The sequence below is a fragment of the Acinetobacter sp. Swhac1 genome (assembly GCF_013390985.1).
GTDB lineage: Bacteria > Pseudomonadota > Gammaproteobacteria > Pseudomonadales > Moraxellaceae > Acinetobacter > Acinetobacter towneri.
Genome location: NZ_JACASN010000013.1, coordinates 56573 through 78560, shown reverse-complemented (window position 1 = coordinate 78560; position 21988 = coordinate 56573). Strand labels below are relative to the sequence as shown.

The following is a 21988-nucleotide window of genomic DNA, read 5'->3' as shown; positions in this document are numbered from 1 at the left end:
TCGTGAACGTCCTAACTCCCGAGCAAGGGTAGCGATTGAACTTTTACTTTTCAAAGTAGCATAAATTTCGTATCTTTCATCTTGAGAAAGTTGGGTGTATTTCTTCATTGTGTGCTTTCCAATTGCGGGTTGAAAAAGTCGAATGATTCTATGAATACACCTAACTTTTTCAACTAACTACAAATGTGTTGCACTTGAGATTTGAATCTGCGTAACTAAAAAATCAAGTCAAAATGGAGTGGAATTTGAACGTTTGATTAAAAAAATGCATACAAAAAGCATCTTTCTAAGCAGAATTTACAGAAAAATTGTTCAAAAATGAGTATTGTTAAGCCATACAAAAGCGCAATATTGGGCAAAGACTTTAAGCAAGATTTTCCGAATATTTCGCTGTTTGACCTTTAGAATTTGATGCTCAAAAGGTGTGACTCTAAAGCAAACACCCAGATTTTCATTTTTTGCAGGATATTTTTTGCGTGCGCTAAAGTACCGTTATATAAAGTAAATTTAAGCTAATGAAAAAGCAAGTTATTTATATAAAAGGTCAGAATTAAAAAACAAGCAGCAAAAAATAGCCTGAAGTTTAGGTGTTCTATGACAGATTCTCGTGAGAGTTGGTCCGCGCGATCAGGCTTTATTATCGCAGCCATTGGTTCTGCGGTCGGGTTGGGCAATATTTGGCGTTTCCCTTATGTTGCCTATGAAAATGGCGGCGGCGCATTTTTAATCCCTTATTTAATTGCGATCTTTGCCGCAGGTTTGCCATTGCTGTTTTTGGACTATGCAGTCGGACATAAATACCGTAAAGCACCACCAACCGCTTATAAAAAGCTCATGAACAGTGAAGCATTGGGCTGGTGGCAGGTGATGGTGACTTTACTGATTGGTATTTACTATGCCAGCGTATTGTCTTGGGCAGGCAGTTATATGTTCTATTCCATTGGTCAGCAATGGGGAACAGACACTGAAAAATTCTTTTTCACAAGCTACTTACAAAATGGTGAAGGCTTAGCCTTTGGTTTTGTACCTACTTTATTTATTGGCTTGGTCATCGTATGGACGGTGGTGATGTTCATTTTATATGGTGGGGTGAAAAAAGGGGTTGAGCTGTCAAATAAAATCTTTATACCACTTTTGCTGATTTTGTTCTCTATTCTCGTGGTTCAAGCTTTACGTTTACCGGGTGCAGTCGATGGCTTAAATGCTTTCTTTACGCCTAACTGGGAAGCGATGGCGAACTATAAAGTATGGTTAGCTGCCTTTGGTCATATCTTCTTCTCACTTTCAGTGGGTTTCGGGATTATGTTGACCTACTCATCTTACCTAAAACGTAAAACCAACTTGACTGGTTCAGGCTTGGTGGTTGCACTTGCAAACTCATCTTTTGAAATTTTAGCGGGTATTGGTATTTTTGCTGCGCTTGGTTTCATGGCGTACAGCGCAGGTTCATCGGTAGATGAAGTGGTTTCGGGCGGTATTGGTTTAGCTTTTATTGCATTCCCGAAAATCATTTCAAGCTTGGGTGCAGGTGGTGATTTATTTGGTTTCTTATTCTTCGCCTCATTGACGGTTGCAGGGGTGACCTCAATGGTGAGTATTCTACAAGTCCCTATTGCTGCTTTCCAAGACAAACTGGGTTGGTCTCGTAAACGTGCAGTGACCATTATTGCAGGTGGTTCAGCGATTATTTCGACTCTGTTATTCTCTACCCACAGCGCAATTACTTTTGTCGACATCATTGACTACTTTGCCAACAACATTGGTATTGTTGGTGGTGGTTTATTGTCGATCATTTTGGTGACTTGGTTCCGTCGTCCATTGCTCAAAGAGTTACAGCAACACGTTAACCAATACTCAAGCATTAAATTGGGTTGGGGCTGGAATTTCCTGTTAACCATCGTGACGCCGCTTTCATTGCTCGTGGCTTTAGGTTTAACCCTTAAATCTATTTTTGCAGAAGGCTATGGTGGTTATCCATTACACATTTTACTCACCGTGGGTGGTGGTACCGTGGTGCTCTTTATTATTGGCGCGGTATTGCTTAGCCGCTTAAAAGATCACGACGCAGCGGAGAAATAAGATGAATACATCTGCATTGGTGATGTTGATTATTTCAACAGTGGTACTTTGGGGTGGTTTGGTTTTGGCGATGATTCACCTGATCAAAAACCCAGATGAACTCGAAGACTAAGCATTTTGCTGAAACGGGTGCGATGCTGTAAAGCATTGCACTGGCTAACTAAAATAACCCTTGATTGATTCAAGGGTTATTTTTTTGGAAAGGCTATTAAATGAGAAGAATCGTTAAAACAGAAACAGCTTAGGCGGTTTTTTCAATACGACAATAATAAAAACCATCCCCGCGTCCTTGTTGCGGCAATAATTGGCGTCCATACAGTTGTGGAATGCCCCAATCTGCATCAATTTTGACTTCTTTGGCATTTTGATGTTCGGCAAAGAATTGCTGCATTTGCTGTTCATTTTCGGCTTTTAAAACCGAGCAGGTAATGTAAAGCAAGGTGCCACCAACTTTGAGTTGCTGCCACATCTGCTGCAAAATCTGTTGCTGTAATGCCACCGTTTGCTGAATATCGCTAGATTGACGCAGCAAACGAATATCTGGATGGCGACGCAAGACTCCAATTGCAGAACACGGTGCATCCAATACAATACAGTCCACTGCTTCACTGGCATTCCATGTGGTTGCATCGGCAGCCAAAATTTCAACTTGCGCTTCTTGATTCAGTTGCAGACGTTCTAGATTTTCGCTGACACGTAACAGACGTTTGGTATCCTGATCTATGGCAATCAATTTTTTAGGCTGAAATTTTTCAAGCAGATGCGCTGTTTTACCACCGGGTGCTGCGCAGGCATCGACTACCACTTTGCCATCTAAATTTGGCAAGAGCGTTGCACACAGTTGGGCATGTTCGTCCTGTACGGAAAATACGCCTTCATCAAAACCAGGCAAGTCTGGAATGTGCACATTTTGCAGCATCACAATACCGACTTCAGACACGGTGCAAGCTTCTGCAGCAATCTCTTGTTCCTGCAAAATTTCTAAATAGTCATCGCGGCTGATTTGGCGTGTATTGACTCTTAAAGTCAGAGGCGCGGTTTGCTTTAAAGTTTGCGTCAGTTGTTCTAATTGTTCAGGCCAATCTTTTTTCAGACGTTTATACAACCAACTTGGCAAACCATGTGCCTGCGCCAAAGCCTTTTGAAATTCCGATGTTTCACGTGAAACACGACGCAGAATTGCATTCACCACACCGCTGAGTGCTTGATAACCCAATTGTTTGGCTGCAGTTACGGTTTCAGAAATTGCGGCATGACTGGCTACACGAGTACAAAGCACTTGATATAAGCCGACATATAAACAGGTTTCAACAGTTTCATTGTTGAGTGGTTTCACCAACAGCGGCAAAGTAATGCTTTTTAGGGCATACCATTGACGCAAAGTGCCCAAAACCAGTTCATGAAACAAGGCGCGGTCACGTTCTGCGACTTTACTTAAATGTGCAGGTAAAACGCTCGCCAATGATTGCCCTTGTTGTACAGCCAATAGCGTACGGATGACTTGGGCACGCAAGTTCAAATGTGAGTTGCCTGATTCAGAATGGCTCATGCGAGAACTTGTCCTGTTTGAAGTTTTTGAGTTTGAATGATTTGCACAGGATTCAGCGGTTTAGCGCCTGGCCATTGCAACGAGCTTAAGCATACCGCTTGTTGATCGCCACAAGCGACGTGTACGCCTTGTTTGTCCAGTTTTAAAATTGTGCCTGCAGCTTTGCCTTGTGCAGATTCATCCGATAATGCTGAACCCCAAACGCGCAAGTTTTGTGTTTCATCTAAAGGGATAAACGCCACCGGCCACGGGTTAAAGGCACGGATATTACGGTCAATTTCGGCTGCAGTTTGTGACCAGTCAATTTGTGCTTCGGCTTTGGTCAATTTGTGTGCATAGACCGTCAAGGCTTCATCTTGCACTTCACGCGCGGCTAAATAGTCTTGCAATTTTTGTTCTGAAGCCAGTACTTCAACAATTGCTTTGGCACCTTGCTGCGCCAGTTTGTCATGTAAAGTGGCAGAGGTGTCTGTGGCAGTAATTGGGCATAGGGTTTTATACATCATATCGCCCGTATCTAAGCCTGCAGCCATTTTCATAATGGTGATGCCTGTTTCGGTATCACCTGTGGCAATCGCGCGCTGAATCGGCGCTGCACCACGCCAACGTGGCAATAACGAACCGTGAATATTCAAGCAGCCATATTTAGGAGTATCTAAAACCACTTGCGGCAAGATTAAACCATAGGCCGCAACCACCATCACATCGGCATTCAATGCAGCCAATTCTTGTTGGGCCGCCAGACCTTCTTCAGTAGATGATTTAAAATGCAAAGGTTGATAGACAGGAAGATCGTGTTGTAGTGCCAATTGCTTCACCGCAGATGCTGTGAGTTTTTGTCCGCGTCCTGCTTTACGGTCAGGCTGGGTGTAAACCGCGACAATCTCATGTTCGGTGTTCAGGAGTGCTGCCAAAGCGCTTGCAGCAAATTCAGGCGTACCTGCAAAAACGATTTTCAATGGAAATCAACCCATAGTTTTAGATGACGCGGCAATTATAACAAATTGCGGCTCAAAGGTCGGAACGGGTTGTAACAAATCCACCTTGTCGCTGTGCTATAAATTATTATGATAAAAATTAGTAATGCAAAATTTAAAAATTATTCATGAAAGTTTTGTATTGCATTCAGTATGATCAACAAGGTGCTGTGGGTTCTCGTCACTTTTTATCCATCATAAAGTTGGTAAAGCAGCAGCCTTACTACCTCAAGCTGTAGTAAAATAGAAAGACTCTTAAACTATTTTGCAGTGATACAGATCTTGCAAACAGTATTATTTCGCCAGAATGAATTTCAGATTCATTTCAGCACAACCAAGTTGGAACTTTATAATGCCTGACTATCGTTCAAAAACATCGACACACGGAAGAAATATGGCGGGTGCACGCGGCTTATGGCGTGCAACGGGTATGAAAGACGAAGATTTCGGTAAGCCGATTATTGCGGTGGTCAACTCATTTACCCAATTTGTACCTGGCCATGTGCATTTAAAAGACCTCGGTCAAATGGTGGCAGAGCAAATTCAGGCGGCAGGTGGTGTTGCCAAAGAATTTAACACCATTGCTGTAGATGACGGGATTGCCATGGGTCATGACGGCATGTTGTATTCATTGCCATCGCGTGACTTGATTGCCGACTCGGTAGAATACATGGTCAGCGCACACTGCGCCGATGCAATGGTGTGTATATCCAACTGTGACAAAATCACACCAGGGATGCTGATGGCTGCTATGCGTCTGAACATTCCAGTGGTGTTTGTGTCTGGCGGCCCAATGGAAGCAGGTAAAGTCAAAATTCGTGGCAATGAACACGCGATTGACTTGATTGACGCGATGATTGTGGCGGCAGATGACAACTATACGGATGAAGAAGTTGCTGAATATGAGCGTTCTGCATGTCCAACGTGTGGTTCATGCTCAGGGATGTTCACTGCAAACTCAATGAACTGCTTAACAGAAGCTCTAGGTTTATCTTTACCGGGCAACGGTTCAATTGTAGCAACTCACGCCAACCGTAAAAAACTGTTTGATAAAGCAGGTCAGTTGATTGTGGAATTGGCCAAACGCCATTATGAACAAGACGATTACAGCGTATTGCCACGTTCAATTGCAACCAAAGCATCTTATGAAAATGCTATGACGTTGGACATTGCCATGGGCGGTTCAACCAACACCGTACTGCACTTGTTGGCGGCTGCCAATGAAGCAGGTGTAGATTTCACCATGGATGATATTGACCGTTTATCACGTAAAGTGCCTGTATTGTGTAAAGTTGCACCTGCCAAACAAGACGTTCACATGGAAGATGTACACCGTGCGGGCGGTATTATGTCTATTTTAGGTGAGCTAGACCGTGCGGGCTTATTAGATACTTCAGTGGGTACAGTCCACGAAGCAACATTAAAAGATGCTTTAGACAAATGGGACATTATCTGTACTGAAAATGAAGAAGTGTATAGCTTCTACCGTTCTGCACCGGGCGGCGTACCCACCCAAACTGCATTCTCACAAGACCGTTACTATTCACGTTTAGATGGTGACCGTGATAGTGGTGTAATCCGTAATGCAGAAAATGCGTTCTCTAAAGATGGTGGTTTGGCGGTACTTTACGGCAACATCGCTTTAGATGGCTGTATTGTGAAAACTGCAGGGGTAGATGATTCCATTCTAAAATTCAACGGTACGGCACGTGTTTTTGAAAGTCAGGATGCTGCAGTGGATGCGATCTTGGGCGGTAAAATCACCGCAGGTGATGTGGTGGTGATTCGCTACGAAGGCCCACGTGGCGGCCCGGGTATGCAAGAAATGCTCTATCCAACCAGCTATTTGAAATCGAAAGGTTTAGGCAAAGAATGTGCCTTACTGACTGATGGTCGTTTCTCGGGCGGTTCTTCAGGTCTTTCAATTGGTCACGTTTCTCCAGAAGCGGCTGAAGGTGGTGCGATTGGTCTAGTTGAAGATGGTGACCGTATCGAAATTGATATTCCAAACCGCAGCATTCACTTGGCAGTCGATGATGCAACCATGGCGGCACGTCGTGAAGCACAGGAAGCCAAAGGCTGGCATCCTGCAGAAGAACGTCCACGTAAAATTTCTAAAGCGTTGAAAGCTTATGCCATGCATACCACCAGTGCGGCAAAAGGTGCGGTACGTGAAATCTAAGCAGTACTTGGCAATTTAAGCTGCTACAAAAAAGCACTCCAAAATTGGGGTGCTTTTTTATGTGTCTGCAATGAGCGATGTCAGTATCGCAGCAAATTTGAGCGATGAAATTAGACAGGCATTTTCGTTTACATCCTGCCTGCTTTCGATACAATGAAAAATAAAATAAATTGTCATGATGAATACGTCATTTCACCCATCTTGCTAAGGAATCAGCCATGAGTAAACAGAATATCCGCGAACATTCAGCCGAAGTCTATGAAGGCATTGAAAATGCACCTGCACGTTCCATGATGCGTGCGGTGGGTTTTAAGGATGAAGATTTTACTCGTCCATTTATTGGAATTGCATCGACTTGGGCCAATGTCACACCATGTAATATGCATATTGATGGTTTGGCGCGCGAAGCAGAAACAGGCGTGAATCAGGCAGGTGGTAAAGGCATTATTTTCAATACCATCACCATTTCAGACGGGATTTCAAACGGCACTGAGGGTATGAAATATTCATTGGTTTCACGTGAAATCATTGCCGACTCAATTGAAGCTGTGGTGGGCTGTCAGGCCTATGATGGTGTGATTGCCATTGGTGGCTGTGATAAAAACATGCCAGGCTGCATTATGGGATTGGCGCGTTTAAACCGTCCGGGCTTGTTTGTTTATGGCGGCACGATTAAACCAGGTGCAGGACATACCGATATTATTTCGGTGTTTGAAGCCGTGGGTCAGCACGCCAAAGGGGAAATTAACGAAATTCAGGTCAAGCAGATTGAAGAAGTTGCTTTGCCAGGTGCAGGCTCTTGTGGTGGCATGTACACCGCTAACTCTATGGCATCGGCCATTGAAGCATTGGGCATGAGTTTGCCGGGGTCTTCAGCACAAGAAGCTGTTTCTCAAGATAAAATGGATGACTGCCAACGCGCAGGCGAAGCGGTCATGAATCTGTTACGTCTGGATATTAAACCACGTGACATTATGACCAAATCTGCCTTTGAAAATGCCATTAAAGTATTGATTGCTTTGGGTGGATCGACCAATGGTGTGTTGCATTTGATTGCCATGGCACATTCTGCAGGGGTTGAACTCACACTGGATGATTTCGTGCGTATTGGTCAGGAAACCCCAGTGGTGGCCGATGTACGTCCATCGGGCAAGTATTTAATGTCGGAGCTGATTGCCATTGGCGGCATTCAACCGTTGATGAAACGCATGCTAGATGCAGGCATGCTTGATGGTTCTTGCTTAACGGTTACAGGTAAAACTTTGGCAGAAAACTTGGCCGATGTTGCCGATTATCCTGAAGGTCAGCACATTATTTTACCGTTTGATGCGCCAATCAAAAAAGATTCGCACTTGGTGGTTTTAAAAGGCAACTTATCGCCTACGGGCGCAGTGGCAAAAATTACAGGCAAAGAAGGCTTGTATTTTGAAGGCCCTGCGCGCGTTTTTGAAGGTGAAATTGGCGCGATGCGCGGCATTTTAGATGGCGAAGTGCAAGAAGGTGAAGTGGTGGTGATTCGCGGTGAAGGCCCTAAAGGTGGCCCGGGTATGCCAGAAATGCTGAAACCAACTTCTGCAATTATTGGCAAAGGCTTAGGTAACTCAGTCGCGTTAATTACCGATGGACGTTTTTCGGGTGGCAGTCACGGTTTTGTGATTGGACATGTGACCCCAGAAGCGTATGAAGGTGGGCCAATTGGTTTGGTGAAAAATGGCGATAAAATTTCGATTAATGCTGAAACCCGTGAAATGACTTGGCATGTGTCGGAAGATGAAATGGCAGCGCGTAAAGCGGCATGGGTCAAACCAAAGCCAAACTATACCCATGGTGCATTGGCGAAATTTGCTAAATTGGCATCGGGTGCAGAAAAAGGTGCAGTGACTGATCTGAATTTAGAGGTTTAATTGCTCATTTTTATATGAATTGATATAAATCCTTGTGTACTATTGAAGGACGAGCGCACATGATTTGCATGTGGCTTGTCCCTAAACCACAAGGATTTTCTTTTTAGAGGCTGATCTCATGTCACTGTTACGCCGTTGGTTCGATCCGATCCGATCCAGATGGTTTTATCAAAAACCATCTCGGCAAGCGGTGTTGTCCACGGAACACGGACTGAGTGTGTATTTACGTCTAGATGATGTATATAGCTATTTGGCGGTACAGCAATTGCCGCAATTAGAAGATATTCTGGCCGATGAATTAAAACCTTTAACCGTGGTGATTTCGCGGCAAAGTGGCGATGCACCGAACCAAATGTCGGCTGTAGAATGGCAAAATTATTGTATCCAAGATGCACAAATTCTTGCCAAACAGCATCGTTTTAGTTTTCACGATACCCCTGAGCCACCGACTGCAGAGGCCTTAATGCAGGCAGAAACCATTTTGCGGCATACGCCGTTACGTGGTCAGGATTTCTTGTATTTACTCGAAGATGTGTTCCACATGCTGTGGCAAAAGCAGTCGGGTAAATTACGCACCTTATATGCCATGGCCAGCCGTCATCATCAAATTCAGGATTTTTCTGAACGGGTTTTTGATGATGTACCTGTATTGGCCAGTTATTTTGAATTTGGTGGACGTAAATATCATGCCGTAGATGATTTATTGCGTCTAACCCGCCGTTTAAAACAACAAAAATTACTCACCGATAATCCTATTTTCTTGATCAATCATATTGAATGGTGTGAGCATTTAATTAGTGATGCCGAAGAACTCAATGAAATTCAGGCACTCGACCCTGAATTGGATTTATATATCGCGCTGGAAGACCCAATTTCTTGGTTGTTATTGGCGTATATCAAAGAAGAATTGGCTGCCTATTACAATATTCATTTGAATGTGTATCCTTTGTCCTATCATGGGCGTGACTGCTTTGACTGGAGTTTGGCGACGCGTTTATCTAAACGTACTGATGTTGCGTTTACGCCGTTTTGCCGCCCGACCGAGCAGGCGACTTATCAAATGGCGCAACTGTATTACAGTGTGCCTGAAGAACAGCGTGTCGATGCCATATATCGCATTTTGCAGGCGGTATGGACAAGGGGGCAGGATTTATCCTTTAAAGCGCATTTTGAGCGTATGCAGCGTGAACTCGAGTTAGATCAACTGATCACAGCGGATGTGACTGAGTTGCTCAAAGAAAATGATATGCTGTGTGAAATGAAATCTCAGCCCGATTTTCCTGTGTTGGAATTGCGTATAGATGGGCAAAGCTACGTGTTTAATAGCTTATATCGGGTGTGGATGATTGAAAGTATTTTCAGTAATGTGTTAGAAGAAAAGTATAAGAGTGAAACCGAAACTGAAAGTGTAGCCCAAGCCCATGAACAATGAAAAAGTAAAATCATTACAACAAGCACGTGACAAAATAGACCAAATTGATGTGGCTTTAATTGAACTGATTGCATCGCGTCAGTTTTATGTCGATCAGGCGATGCGCCATAAACAGACTGTGGATGATGTACAGTCGCCACAGCGCGTGAAAGAAGTGATTGAAAAAGTCCGTGCTTTGGCTGTGCAGCATGCAGTCGATCCAGACATGGTCGAGCGTTTATATCACGATATGATTCAGCATTTCATTCAGCGTGAATTAAAAGAATTTCGTCCTTAACTGGTCTTATCTATAAGTTTGGGTGATGCTTCAATCGCAGCCCAAACTTTATATTTACGCGGTAAAACCGCTATTTGTATGCCATCTTGGTGTTCAAAGCATAATTTTTAAAAATAATTTGCTTATTTTTTCTGCTGGCAGCTTTAAGCGCAAAGCCTTGCCTGTCTTGACTTTGACGGCTGTTATAAAGTCATGGTAAAAAAAAGAATATGATTTTATTACATTTTTTTAACATTGTAAGTTTGATTTATTTTAAAAAGTATATATATTGTATATACATCTTTTGCAAAGCAGTCTTTATTTTGGAGAGATCAGCAATGAACGAGCAAATCAAAAAAATAAAGACAGGCAAGAAAGATGGACAACTTTTAATTCGTATTAATAGTACTGAACGTGATGAATTTATTCGTTTATGTGAAGAACTTGATACTAGTGCTGCTCGTGAATTAAGAAAATTTATTCGTAGTTTTGTGAAACAACACAATGGCAACGAATAGCCTTACTAAGGAGTAATACCATGGCTAAGCAAGTTAAATCTTTGAAGCAACAAATCAAAGCACGTTTGAAAAAGATTTCAAAACATAAAGGCAAATTGAAGCAACTTAAGCAAGAGCTTAAAAAACAGAAATAAGCCAAGTAAAAGCATTATCTCTTAAAAACGGTTCATTCTAGACAGACCGTTTGAGGTAAAAAAAAACCGAACAATCACTGTTGTTCGGTCTTTTTGCATTGTTTCGGCATTTGCTTAGGTTCAAGCAAATGACCGCAAGTTCTGATTAAGAGGGATCACGCAAACTAAAGAACCAGTTCAGGAACAAGGCTGCAAAAGTTGCTGTCCCAATCCCGCCCAAGTTAAAGCTGCCCAATTGCAACGCAAAGTCACCCGTTCCTAAAATAATGGTCACGGCAGCCACCATCAGATTTTTGTTTTTAGAAAAATCGACTTTGTTTTCAATCCAGATTTTCGCGCCAGCAATGGTAATCAAACCAAATACCACAATCGAAGCGCCCGTTAAAATGGCGGTAGGAATGGTATGGATGATTGCCCCAAATTTTGGTGATAAGCCAAGGAAAATAGCAAAGACCCCCGCCACCACAAAAATAATCGTGGAATACACGCGGGTAACAGCCATCACCCCAATGTTTTCACCATAGGTAGTCATACCCGGTGCACCGACACCACCTGCAAGGGTTGTGGCAACACCATCGGCTACAAAGGCTTTACCAATGTGTGGATCGAGGTTTTCACCAGTCATGGCACCTACTGCTTTAATGTGTCCCAAGTTCTCTGCCACCAAAATGAAGGCAATTGGGGCAATAATCAGCATGGCATTCACATCAAATACAGGCGCATGAAAGTCTGGTACGCCAAACCAAGCGGCTTGCTGAATCGGTGCGAAGTTAATTGGCGTCCCCCAACCCATGACATTGGTGACTACAAAATAGATCAGATACGATATGAGCAAGCCAATCAGGAGCAAGAGGCGTTGCAGTAAACCTTTGGTAAATACGGCAATCATGCCCATACATAGCACAGTCACCAAGGCCATCCACATATTAAATGGATTGCCTGCAACCGCTTTGACCGTGACAGGAGCAAGGTTTAAACCAATGATCATCACCACCGCACCTGTCACCACAGGTGGCATTAATTTTTCAATCCAGCGGGTGCCAGTAGCCATCACCAAAAAGCCAATCAGGGCATATAAAATACCGCAGGCAATAATCCCGCCTGCCGCAACCCCAATATTGGCATTTAAACCGCCTGCTGCGCCTGCATAGCCTGTGGCAGCAATCACCACCCCAATAAAGGCAAAGCTTGAGCCTAAATAACTTGGAACACGCCCACCTGTCATGAAAAAGAACAGGATGGTACAAATTCCTGACATTAAAATGGCAAGGTTCGGATCAAAGCCCATTAAAAAAGGTGCAAGTACAGTGGCACCAAACATGGCAAATGCGTGTTGTATCCCCAATACAACGGTTTGTGCAGGCGGTAGATACTCATTGGTACCTACAGGACGTGCATCAATGCTGCCTTCATAAGGGCGCCATTTGGGAAACCAACTGGACATAAAGTAAGCACTCAAAAGCTAAATTGAGCACATCATACTCTTGTATTGCCTAAATTTTTTAAAAATTTTGCGAGGAAACTGACCAGCTGCTTATTTTTAGAATTAAATTTTACTATTTGTTAAAATTTACATTTAATATAAATAAGTAATTTTATTTATAAATTTAAAGAATGTATTGCGGCATTAGTGGCATGAAAGCAGACTAAGAATAAATTTAATTGCACATAATTTAGGCTAGTTTTTCGCCATGCAACGTATAGGGCTAAAAAACGGGCGTATAGGGGATGATAATGAGCAAGGTCAGCACAGAACCACCGTAAAAGACCACTCAGCAGGCAAGGGTGCCCTCAAAGATAATAATGCGTTTAAACAGCAGTAAGCTTGTAGAACATAGAGCTAATGGTAAACACATCTGTGAGTACTGTCATTTGACCCAGAAAATAGTCAATGTTCATATTTTTTATCAGATATTTAATCATAAGCATAATTCAAAGAAGGTAGCTCAGAAATCATAAAAAATGCCAGTTTTCATGTTTTATATGATTTTTTTAGTGACCCTTTTATACAGCAATCTGCCCATGCCATTTCTAAGTGAATGAGCCACAAGCAGAGTAAAGACTCTGCTTGTTGTGCTATTCGTAGAGGCTTAACCTGTATTGCGTAAGCCTGCTGCAATCCCTGCAATACTCACCATGAGGGCATGATCGACAGGGGTATGTTCGGCATGCTGTTCTGCCAAATACAAACGACGACGTTTCATCAATTCTGCCTGTAGCAAATGCAGTGGCAATAAATAAGGTTTACGCACCCGCATCGATTGATCTAGCACATCATTGCTGCTGAGCAATTGCGATTCACCTTTGAGGGTCAGTAGGGTCGTCACAGCATCACGCAGACGTTGACGGAGTTGCTCACCGAGTTGTTTTAAGTCTTCGTCATCGGTCAGGTTAGATTCGTAGTACAGGGCAATATTACTGTCGGCTTTAGATAGCACCATTTCTAGCATATCAATTAAAGTCTGGAAATACGGCCAATCGCTGAGCATTTCATCCAAAGTGGCTTTTTGTCCCTGATCGAGCGTTTGATTAATTGCTGCGCCTGTCCCTAACCAAGCAGGCAGCATTAAACGGATTTGTGTCCATGCAAATACCCACGGAATGGCACGTAAGGATTCAATTCCACCGCTCACTTTACGTTTCGCAGGACGTGAACCGAGTGGCAACATCTGCAATTCCAGCTCTGGCGTGACAGTGCGTAAATATTTCACAAAATGCGGATTTTCACGCACGGTTTGGCGATAGACCTGCACCGAAAGTTCGGTCATGTTATCCATCAGCTCGCGCCATTCTGCTTTCGGCACAGGTGGTGGCATCAGCGTCGCTTCTAAGGTTGCAGCGGTATAGACTTCCAGATTTTGTAAGGCAACCCCTTCAAGCCCAAATTTAAAGCGAATCATTTCACCTTGTTCGGTGACGCGAATTGCACCTGAAATAGAACCCGGTGGTTGTGAGAACAATGCTTGTTGCGTTGGCGCACCGCCACGGCTGATGGAACCACCACGACCATGGAATAAGGTTAGCTGCACAGCATGTTGCTGCGCTACCGCAGTCAGTTCTTCCTGCGCGCGGTACTGCGCCCAGTTGGCAGACATGAACCCTGCATCTTTGGCGGAGTCTGAGTAGCCAATCATCACCTCATGTTTGCCCTGAATATGCTGTTTGTACCAATGCATATTAAATAGGGTATTCATGGTTTGGGCAGCCCCATCCAAGTCTTTCAGGGTTTCAAACAGCGGCACCACACGCAAAGGATGCTGAATGCCCGCTTCTTTTTGCAGCAATAACACTGCCAATACATCACTTGGATATTCCGCCATGGAAATAATATAAGCGCCCAAACTTTCCTGCGGCTGTGCAGCCAAAGTGCGCATGGTGGCAAACACTTCTTGCACATCGGGATGTTGAATCAGGCTTTGTGCAGGTTCTTGCATGAATTTTGGCAATAACGGACGTTTACTTTGTAGCTCTTGAAGCAAGAAGTTCTGACGCGCTTGTTCAGTCCAAGTTTCAAAATTGCCCAAACCTAAATATTCGGTAATGGCAGAAATGGCTTGACGATGACGTCCCGATTCTTGGCGAATATCCAGTTTTAGTAATTCAATGCCGAAACAATTCACACGATGAATTAAATCCAACAATTTGCCGTTCGCAATGTCTGATAATTGGCAAGCCGTCAGCGAGCGATAACACAGCAATAAAGGCTGTAACAGTTCGTCTTTGCTTTTGATGACCAAACTGTCATCAGCCTCTTTGCCTTGCAGTTTCGCTGCTAACCAGTCGCGGGTGGCTTTTAGGCGTTCTCGGGTGTCGCGTAAATATTCACGGTACGGCTCGGCATGGAAATGTCCCAAAGCATCTGCCAATTCTGGGCTGCATTGCTGAATGGAAAGTTCCCAACGCAGGTTTTCAATATCACGTAAATACAGTTCTGCTGCTTTCCAGCGTGACAGCCACAGCACTTCTTGAGTAACTTTATGAGTGACATTCGGGTTACCATCGCGGTCACCGCCCATCCAAGAGGCGAAACGTACAGGTGCAACGCTCAGCGGTAGGCTTTGTCCACAATGTTCCTGCACAATGCTGTCTAATTCACGCATGAATTTAGGCACCGCATTCCACAGGGTTTGTTCGATGGTGGTAAAGCCCCATTTGGCTTCATCGACAGGGGTTGGGCGATGTTGGCGAATTTCATCGGTTTGCCAAGCCGAGCTGATCAGCTGTTTTAAATCTGCCAAAACTGCCTGACGTTCACGTGGTGTCAGTTTTTGCTGATCCATTTTAAACAAGCAGTCATTAATATCGTCATATTTTTGAATCAGGGTACGACGGCTGACTTCAGTCGGATGCGCAGTTAAAACCAACTCAATTTTTAGCTCGCAGACTTGTTGAAAGAGTGTTTCTGCAGAAATTTGGTTGTCTTTAAACTTGATAAATAAGTGATCTAGCGGGTTTGGAGAAACGCCATTTTCATCAAATTCGCTTTGGCGACGGCTCCGCACCACATGATATTGCTCGGCAATGTTGGCAAAGTTCAAAAAGTGGGTAAAGGCACGGGTCAGCGGTAAGATTTCATCATCTTCCAGACTTAAAAACAGTTGTTCGAGTTGTTTTTCAGCTTCGGCTTGTCCATCGCGCGCGCCTTTAGATAAAGCACGAATTTGTTCGACCTGATTAAACAAATCTTGTCCTGCGTGTAACTTGAGGGTTTCACCCAATAAGTTGCCAAGTAAGCGTACGTCATCGCGTAGAGGAGCATCAATTTGTTGAATCATTCGTTGTTCTCCATGTTCTGTGTTTTTCTACTCTGTTAAGACTATACCCCGATTTAGATACAATCCAAGCGGGCTATCTACAAAAGTTGCATGGATTTTGCGCATCTGAAGTTATAGTGCCAAGTGGCAGTATTTAGGAGAGAAATACAGGACGGAGATATGAGTCAGTTGATCATTCGTATATGTGTAAGGTGAGAGTTAGATTTCGCATGATGAGGCTGCAAAATTAGCTTGCTCAGCCATAACGCAGCATAAAAATACCAATCGCATCTTCAATAATCTTTTGAGATTGTGCAGCATCGGGCACGGCACGTACACCGAGTAAAACTTCATGGTGACGTAAACCATGCAGTAAGGAAACGATCAATTCAGTTTGCGTTTTTGGTTCATCGGCCTGAATAAACTGCAATTCTACTGCTTGGCGAAAGAAGCTTTCCCACATCGCGCGAAGTTTGGCATGTGAGGCATTGTAAAACTGCAATGCCAACGGATTTTGCTCCGAGGCCAGTTCCATCAGCAAATGTTCTAATTTAATCGCTTCAGGCATATTGACCAAGTTCAAGGACAGTTTACAGGCTTGGTATAAGGCCTGCTTAAAATTGCTATGTGCAGTCAAGTCCAAAGGTTGTGCTTTGAGCAGACTTTCACAGGTTTCTTCAATGGCACAGGAAAATAACGTGGCTTTGTCTTGAAAGTGGTTATACACCGTTAATTTGGTCACGCCTGCTTCACGTGCAATCTGATTCATACTAGAACCATGAAAGCCCAACTTTAAAAACAAGTGTTTTGCCGACATTAAAATGCGTTGGCGTTTTTCTAAATCTTTGGGTCGTCCGACATGAATCTGCACACGCTCCTCCTAATTTGCATCAGTACAACTGGAAAATGACGCTTCAGTTTTAATTAATGTACCTAGTGGTATATTAATTAAAAAATAATCAATTTAATATAGGGGTTTGCACGCACTTCATAAATGGCTTGCGCTGTAGGCTAAAACTGAGCAGATCAGGCATGAAACGCAGGGAATAGCGAGACTATTACCAAGTTTCATAAAGCAATCTGAGAAAGTTTTAGCCACATGAGCAAGAACAAAGTGCTGCTTTGTTTGCTGCGCAAGGGGGTGAGCATTTTTTTTACTGCTATTACGTTATGAGTCAGTTACTTAGAATGACTAAGTTTCCTGCCTCATGCCTTATATCAGCTAAAAAACCTTGCGAGATATATCTCTCATGTCGCAAACATAGACGAAGTGTCAGCAAACCCTACCGTATTCTGCCCTAAAAAAAACGTTTAAATAAGAGCAAACCTGATGAACACGACTCAGAATCTCATTGCCAGCCTGATGCTGCTGTGCTGTATCACCCTAATGGGCTGCAGCAAGCAAAAAAACGAGGTTGAACAGGAAGTCCCTTTGGTAATGGTAACCCAGCCCAGCAGTTTACATCTTGAGCAAAAAAGCTATGCAGGCGAGGTGCAAGCTCGTCAGCAAACGGCTTTGGCATTTCGGGTTGCAGGGCAAGTTACACAGCGTTTTGCCGATGTGGGAGATCAGGTCAAAGTTGGGCAAGTCTTAGCAAAACTGGATGTGCAAGATGCAGCATTGCAGCTCAATGCCGCGCGTGCGCAACTGGAAAGTGCGCAATCTGCTGCAAAAATTGCCAGTGATGAGTTACAGCGTTTTCAGCAATTATTACCCATGAATGCCGTCAGTCGCTCGCAATATGATGCAGTCAAAAACCAGTATCAACATGCTATGGCGCAGTTGAAACAGGCGCAGTCCAATTATGCAGTTAGCAGCAATCAAACCGACTATAACCAGTTACGTGCCACAAAAAATGGTGTGATTACTGAACGCAATATTGAAGTTGGGCAGGTTTTAGCGGCAGGGCAGGTCGCTTATCAATTGGCGATTGATGGGGAGCGTGAAGTCGTGATTGGCGTGCCTGAACAAGCGGTGGGTGAAATTCGAGTCGGGCAAGAGGCAACGGTAAGTTTATGGTCACAACCCGATACCCGTTTTGCAGGTACGGTTCGAGAAATTTCCCCTGCGGCAGATCAGTCGCGTACTTTTAAAGTCAAAGTGGCTTTACGCGAAGGCAATGCACAGATTCAATTGGGGCAAAGTGCGCGGGTATTTCTGACTCGCCAAGCCAATCAGGGCTTATATGTGCCTTTATCTAGCGTATCGGCAACTGGGCAACAAGCTTTTGTTTTGGTCTTACAGCCAGACTCAACCGTGCGCCAAATTCCTGTTACATTGGGCGCTTATGGACGTGACAGCGTGCCTGTACTGAGTGGCTTACAGCCGCAAGATTATGTGGTGATGGGTGGGGTGCATTTACTGCGTGATCGACAAAAAATTCGCCCGATTAACCGTGACAATCAAGCTGTACAGGCAGTCAATCCTACAGCTCAGGCAGCTTCTGCGGCCACACAGACGGAGCGTTAAAATATGAATTTTAACTTATCCGAATGGGCGTTAAAAAATAAAGGTTTAGTGGTCTACTTGATGCTGTTGTTGGGCATTGTCGGCTTTTTTTCCTATTCTAAATTGGCACAAAGTGAAGATCCGCCGTTTACCTTTAAAGTGATGGTGATTCAAACCTATTGGCCAGGAGCGAGTGCCAAAGAGGTATCCTTACAAGTCACTGACCGTATTGAAAAAGAATTGATGAGCACGGGCGATTATGAACGCATCATGGCCTATTCGCGTCCGGGCGAGTCCATGGTGACTTTTATTGCCAAAGATTCCATGCGTTCCAGCCAAATTCCAGATGTCTGGTATCAGGTGCGTAAAAAGGTCAATGACATTCGCCATGAATTGCCACAAGGGGTACAAGGCCCATTTTTTAATGATGAATTTGGCGACACTTTTGGTAATATTTATGTGCTGACAGGCGCAGACTATGATTACGCCACCCTCAAAGAATATGCCGACCGTTTGCAACTACAATTGCAGCGGGTCAAAGATGTGGCCAAAGTCAATTTGGTCGGTTTGCAAGACCAAAAAATCTGGATTGAGTTATCTAACACCAAAGCCGCACAACTTGGTATTCCTGTTACCGCGATTCAGCAAGCCTTACAACAACAAAACAGCATGGCGAGCGCAGGTTTTTTTGAAACCCATTCAGACCGTATTCAGGTGCGTGTCAGCGGTGCGTTGCACAGTGTCGATGAGTTGAAACAAATGCCGCTGTTGGTGAATGGCACCACCATTCAACTGGGCGATGTTGCCGAGGTCTATCGTGGGTTTAGCGAACCTGCTCAACCGCGTATGCGCTTTATGGGCGAAAATGGCATTGGCATTGCGGTGTCGATGCGTAAAGGCGGTGATATTCTGGCTTTGGGTAAAAATCTGGAAACAGAATTTGCCCGTTTGCAAAAAACTTTGCCTATAGGCATGCAACTGCAAAAAGTGTCTGATCAACCTGTAGCGGTAAAACACAGCGTCAATGAATTTATGAAAGTCTTGGCTGAGGCGGTGATTATCGTGCTTTTGGTCAGCTTCTTTTCATTGGGTTTTCGTACTGGCTTGGTGGTGGCATTTTCCATTCCACTGGTCTTGGCGATGACTTTTGCAGGTATGCATTTGTTTGATGTCGGGCTGCACAAAATTTCACTCGGTGCGCTTATTCTAGCGCTCGGATTATTGGTGGATGACGCGATTATCGCCATTGAAATGATGGCAATTAAGATGGAGCAAGGCTATAGCCGCTTGCAAGCGGCAGGTCATGCGTGGCGAACGACTGCTTTTCCTATGCTGACTGGGACATTGATTACCGCAGCAGGTTTTTTACCCATTGCCACAGCAGCCTCAAGTACAGGGGAATATACCCGTTCCATCTTCCAAGTGGTCACCATAGCTTTGGTGGTGTCCTGGTTTGCTGCCGTGCTATTCGTGCCTTATCTAGGCGATAAATTATTGCCAGATTTTCAGCGTCATGCACAGCGAGCGCCGTGGTATCAACGTCTTTGGGCGCGTTTAGGCAAACAAGCTGAGCCGCAGCCTGTGCTACAGCCAACAGGTGAATTACACGACCCTTATCAAACCCGCTTTTATCAAGTGTTTCGAAGTTGGGTCAATACCTGTGTGCGCTATCGTAAAACTGTCATTGCAGCGACCGTAGCCATTTTTGTCCTATCCATTGCCATGTTTAAATTGGTACCGCAGCAATTCTTTCCGCCTTCCAATCGGGCAGAAATTTTAGTCGATTTAAAACTTGAAGAGGGTGCGTCCTTAACAGCCACAGAAGCAGCCGTTAAAAAAGTTGAAAAGTTTTTAGCACAACAACAAGGTATCGACAATTATGTGGCCTATGTCGGCACAGGTTCGCCGCGTTTCTATTTGCCTTTAGATCAGCAATTACCGCAGGCCAGTTTTGCCCAATTTGTGGTATTGGCATCGTCTTTAGAAGACCGCAATGAAATTCGCCGTAATTTATCTGAACAAATTCGCTTGTTATTGCCAGAGGTGCGTACTCGCGTGTCATTATTGGAAAATGGCCCACCAGTGGGTTATCCATTGCAATTCCGCGTTTCAGGAGAAGACTTGGCACAAGTGCGACAATGGGCACAGCAAGTCGCAGCCACCATCAGTGCCAATCCAAACAGTACCAATGTGCATTTAGATTGGGGTGAGCCGAGCAAAGTCATTCAATTGCAGATTGATCAAGACCGTGCCCGTCAAATGGGGGTGTCGAGTCTGGATTTAGCTAACTTCCTTAATAGCTCTATCAGTGGCGCGGTTATTAACCAGTATCGTGAAAAACGTGAACTGATTGAAATCCGTTTACGTGGTGATCAAACCGAGCGCCTAGATGTCGCATCTTTAAGCAGTTTGGCTATACCGACTTCACGTGGAACATCGGTGCCGTTGGCGCAAATTGCACAAATTGAATACCGTTTTGAAGAAGGCTTAATTTGGCATCGTAACCGCTTGCCGACCATTACCGTACGTGGTGATATTCGTAGCAATTTGCAACCTGCAACGGTGGTGGCAGAACTGTCTGAACCGATGGCGGCCCTGCGTGAAAAGTTGCCAAGTGGCTATTTAATTGAAGTGGGTGGCACGGTTGAAGAATCGGCACGTGGGCAAAAGTCAGTCAATGCAGGCATGCCATTTTTCCTTGCCGTGGTGATGACTTTGTTGATGATTCAGCTGCGTAGCATGTCCCGTGCATTCATCGTGTTTTTAACTGCACCGCTTGGCATTATTGGTGTGGTATTGTTCCTGTTGCTGTTTAACAAACCCTTTGGTTTTGTGGCGATGCTCGGCACCATTGCCTTATCGGGCATGATCATGCGCAATTCTTTGATTTTAATTGATCAGATTGAGCAGGATATTCGGGCTGGGGAATCGCAGTGGGACGCGATTATTAACGCTACGGTGCGCCGTTGTCGTCCAATTGTACTGACCGCTTTGGCGGCAGTATTGGCCATGATTCCACTTTCTCGCAGTATTTTCTTTGGCCCGATGGCTGTGGCGATTATGGGCGGATTAATTGTCGCGACCCTATTAACCCTGTTCTTTTTACCTGCATTATATGCACAGTGGTTTAAAGTGAAAAAAAATCCACATAATCTGTAAAAGTGACATAATAACGGGTGCGAAACTTGGAAAATTTCAATATAGTAGCACCTTATATTTTTCAGCCTTTGCATACGTTACAGCATGCGCCAGATTAAAAAATAAAGCATGGCACAGATGGGGTTAAATCACATTATGAAGCAAGATAACTTGGTAAAGTTTCGCCGGTCTGTCGCGATCTCTTACGTGTTTATGTTTTTTGCTTTATTTACTGTGGTGAGTGGTGCATTGGCGTATTGGTATGCACGAAAAGTGATTGTGGTCGATAGCACTGAAGTCTGGTTACAGGCACAGGCTTTATGGATCATGCGTAATGTGGTGATTTACAGTGTATTGGCATTGTTTGCTGCATTGTGGTTTATTCCATTGGCCTTCTTTCCTTGGGATGCCTTTTTATGGGTCAAAGCCTGCACCGTAGCAGGTGTCGTCTTTGCCGTGATTGCCTTCTTATTTTTAATCAATGCTTGGATTAAAGGGCTATCCAAATTTTTGAAAAATAAAGCCGTATTCTAAGGACTTTTCGCGTGTATTCAGCAGGCAGCTAAAATTTTTAGCAGTCTTCCCTTGTAAAACTCAGTTTTACCCCAATTTCACA

16 protein-coding genes are annotated in these 21988 nt (G+C 44.1%); 10 read left to right on the top strand and 6 right to left on the bottom strand.

Annotation, left to right across the window (positions count from 1 at the left end; all coding sequences use genetic code 11):
- The coding region (locus tag HX743_RS08655) for a helix-turn-helix domain-containing protein (RefSeq protein WP_178319009.1) at positions 1 to 108 on the bottom strand (108 nt) is incomplete at its 3' end.
- A gap of 486 nt (positions 109 to 594) precedes the next feature.
- On the opposite strand from HX743_RS08655, the gene HX743_RS08650 reads away from it, so the two are divergent.
- Complete coding sequence (locus HX743_RS08650) at positions 595 to 2079, top strand: sodium-dependent transporter (protein WP_178319008.1); 1485 nt, start codon at positions 595 to 597, stop codon at positions 2077 to 2079.
- A gap of 1 nt (position 2080) precedes the next feature.
- On the top strand, positions 2081 to 2191 hold the full coding sequence (locus HX743_RS08645) for a methionine/alanine import family NSS transporter small subunit (protein ID WP_004970370.1): 111 nt from the start codon (positions 2081 to 2083) through the stop codon (positions 2189 to 2191).
- A 129-nt stretch (positions 2192 to 2320) separates the two neighbouring features.
- Here the strand turns inward: HX743_RS08645 and rsmB are convergent, their stop codons facing one another.
- Both rsmB and fmt read right to left on the bottom strand, forming a co-directional pair.
- Positions 2321 to 3628 (bottom strand): 16S rRNA (cytosine(967)-C(5))-methyltransferase RsmB, encoded by a 1308-nt coding sequence (gene rsmB, locus HX743_RS08640; protein WP_178319007.1) that lies wholly within the window; start codon positions 3626 to 3628, stop codon positions 2321 to 2323.
- Entirely contained in the window at positions 3625 to 4587 is a 963-nt protein-coding gene (fmt, locus tag HX743_RS08635; protein WP_178319006.1) for a methionyl-tRNA formyltransferase, read from the bottom strand. Before fmt ends, rsmB begins: the two co-directional genes overlap by 4 nt.
- 370 nt (positions 4588 to 4957) lie before the next feature.
- On the opposite strand from fmt, the gene ilvD (HX743_RS08630) reads away from it, so the two are divergent.
- The 5 genes from ilvD (HX743_RS08630) (at position 4958) to HX743_RS08610 (ending at position 10897) form a co-directional block, all read left to right on the top strand.
- Complete coding sequence (gene ilvD, locus HX743_RS08630) at positions 4958 to 6787, top strand: dihydroxy-acid dehydratase (protein ID WP_178319005.1); 1830 nt, start codon at positions 4958 to 4960, stop codon at positions 6785 to 6787.
- Positions 6788 to 7005: 218 nt separating this feature from the next.
- A complete protein-coding gene (gene ilvD, locus HX743_RS08625; RefSeq protein ID WP_178319004.1) occupies positions 7006 to 8691 on the top strand; it encodes a dihydroxy-acid dehydratase in 1686 nt (561 codons plus the stop codon).
- A gap of 118 nt (positions 8692 to 8809) precedes the next feature.
- Positions 8810 to 10123 carry a hypothetical protein gene (locus HX743_RS08620; RefSeq protein WP_178319003.1) on the top strand — a complete coding sequence of 438 codons (1314 nt, stop codon included), beginning with the start codon at positions 8810 to 8812 and terminating at the stop codon, positions 10121 to 10123.
- Positions 10113 to 10400 (top strand): chorismate mutase, encoded by a 288-nt coding sequence (locus tag HX743_RS08615; protein ID WP_019837337.1) that lies wholly within the window; start codon positions 10113 to 10115, stop codon positions 10398 to 10400. The genes HX743_RS08620 and HX743_RS08615 overlap by 11 nt, the downstream gene beginning before the upstream one ends.
- A gap of 317 nt (positions 10401 to 10717) precedes the next feature.
- Positions 10718 to 10897: a hypothetical protein gene (locus tag HX743_RS08610; protein WP_004970356.1), complete on the top strand. Its 180-nt coding sequence runs from the start codon at positions 10718 to 10720 to the stop codon at positions 10895 to 10897.
- Between the two features lie 279 nt (positions 10898 to 11176).
- On the opposite strand, the gene HX743_RS08605 is transcribed toward HX743_RS08610, so the two are convergent.
- The 3 genes from HX743_RS08605 to HX743_RS08595 form a co-directional block, all read right to left on the bottom strand.
- Positions 11177 to 12475: a solute carrier family 23 protein gene (locus HX743_RS08605; protein WP_178319002.1), complete on the bottom strand. Its 1299-nt coding sequence runs from the start codon at positions 12473 to 12475 to the stop codon at positions 11177 to 11179.
- Between the two features lie 646 nt (positions 12476 to 13121).
- Entirely contained in the window at positions 13122 to 15806 is a 2685-nt protein-coding gene (gene ppc, locus HX743_RS08600; RefSeq protein ID WP_131261313.1) for a phosphoenolpyruvate carboxylase, read from the bottom strand.
- 235 nt (positions 15807 to 16041) lie between these two features.
- Positions 16042 to 16656: a TetR/AcrR family transcriptional regulator gene (locus HX743_RS08595; protein ID WP_019837343.1), complete on the bottom strand. Its 615-nt coding sequence runs from the start codon at positions 16654 to 16656 to the stop codon at positions 16042 to 16044.
- Between the two features lie 459 nt (positions 16657 to 17115).
- On the opposite strand from HX743_RS08595, the gene HX743_RS08590 reads away from it, so the two are divergent.
- From HX743_RS08590 to HX743_RS08580, 3 genes are all read left to right on the top strand, one after another.
- Entirely contained in the window at positions 17116 to 18255 is a 1140-nt protein-coding gene (locus HX743_RS08590) for an efflux RND transporter periplasmic adaptor subunit (RefSeq protein ID WP_178319001.1), read from the top strand.
- A 3-nt stretch (positions 18256 to 18258) separates the two neighbouring features.
- Positions 18259 to 21393, top strand: coding sequence for an efflux RND transporter permease subunit (locus HX743_RS08585; protein WP_178319000.1), 3135 nt, complete (start codon positions 18259 to 18261; stop codon positions 21391 to 21393).
- Positions 21394 to 21528: 135 nt separating this feature from the next.
- The gene (locus HX743_RS08580; protein WP_026438412.1) at positions 21529 to 21906 is read left to right on the top strand and encodes a hypothetical protein; all 378 of its coding nucleotides are present in this window, start codon (positions 21529 to 21531) and stop codon (positions 21904 to 21906) included.
- Positions 21907 to 21988: the final 82 nt, after the last annotated feature.

Excerpts from the sequence above, each read along its gene's own strand:
- HX743_RS08650 (WP_178319008.1), top strand. The coding sequence starts at position 595 with ATGACAGATTCTCGTGAGAGTTGGTCCGCGCGATCAGGCTTTATTATC.
- HX743_RS08645 (WP_004970370.1), top strand. The coding sequence starts at position 2,081 with ATGAATACATCTGCATTGGTGATGTTGATTATTTCAACAGTGGTACTT.
- rsmB (WP_178319007.1), bottom strand. The coding sequence starts at position 3,628 with ATGAGCCATTCTGAATCAGGCAACTCACATTTGAACTTGCGTGCCCAA.
- ilvD (WP_178319005.1), top strand. The coding sequence starts at position 4,958 with ATGCCTGACTATCGTTCAAAAACATCGACACACGGAAGAAATATGGCG.
- ilvD (WP_178319004.1), top strand. The coding sequence starts at position 7,006 with ATGAGTAAACAGAATATCCGCGAACATTCAGCCGAAGTCTATGAAGGC.
- HX743_RS08620 (WP_178319003.1), top strand. The coding sequence starts at position 8,810 with ATGTCACTGTTACGCCGTTGGTTCGATCCGATCCGATCCAGATGGTTT.
- HX743_RS08615 (WP_019837337.1), top strand. The coding sequence starts at position 10,113 with ATGAACAATGAAAAAGTAAAATCATTACAACAAGCACGTGACAAAATA.
- HX743_RS08610 (WP_004970356.1), top strand. The coding sequence starts at position 10,718 with ATGAACGAGCAAATCAAAAAAATAAAGACAGGCAAGAAAGATGGACAA.
- HX743_RS08605 (WP_178319002.1), bottom strand. The coding sequence starts at position 12,475 with ATGTCCAGTTGGTTTCCCAAATGGCGCCCTTATGAAGGCAGCATTGAT.
- ppc (WP_131261313.1), bottom strand. The coding sequence starts at position 15,806 with ATGATTCAACAAATTGATGCTCCTCTACGCGATGACGTACGCTTACTT.
- HX743_RS08590 (WP_178319001.1), top strand. The coding sequence starts at position 17,116 with ATGAACACGACTCAGAATCTCATTGCCAGCCTGATGCTGCTGTGCTGT.
- HX743_RS08585 (WP_178319000.1), top strand. The coding sequence starts at position 18,259 with ATGAATTTTAACTTATCCGAATGGGCGTTAAAAAATAAAGGTTTAGTG.
- HX743_RS08580 (WP_026438412.1), top strand. The coding sequence starts at position 21,529 with ATGAAGCAAGATAACTTGGTAAAGTTTCGCCGGTCTGTCGCGATCTCT.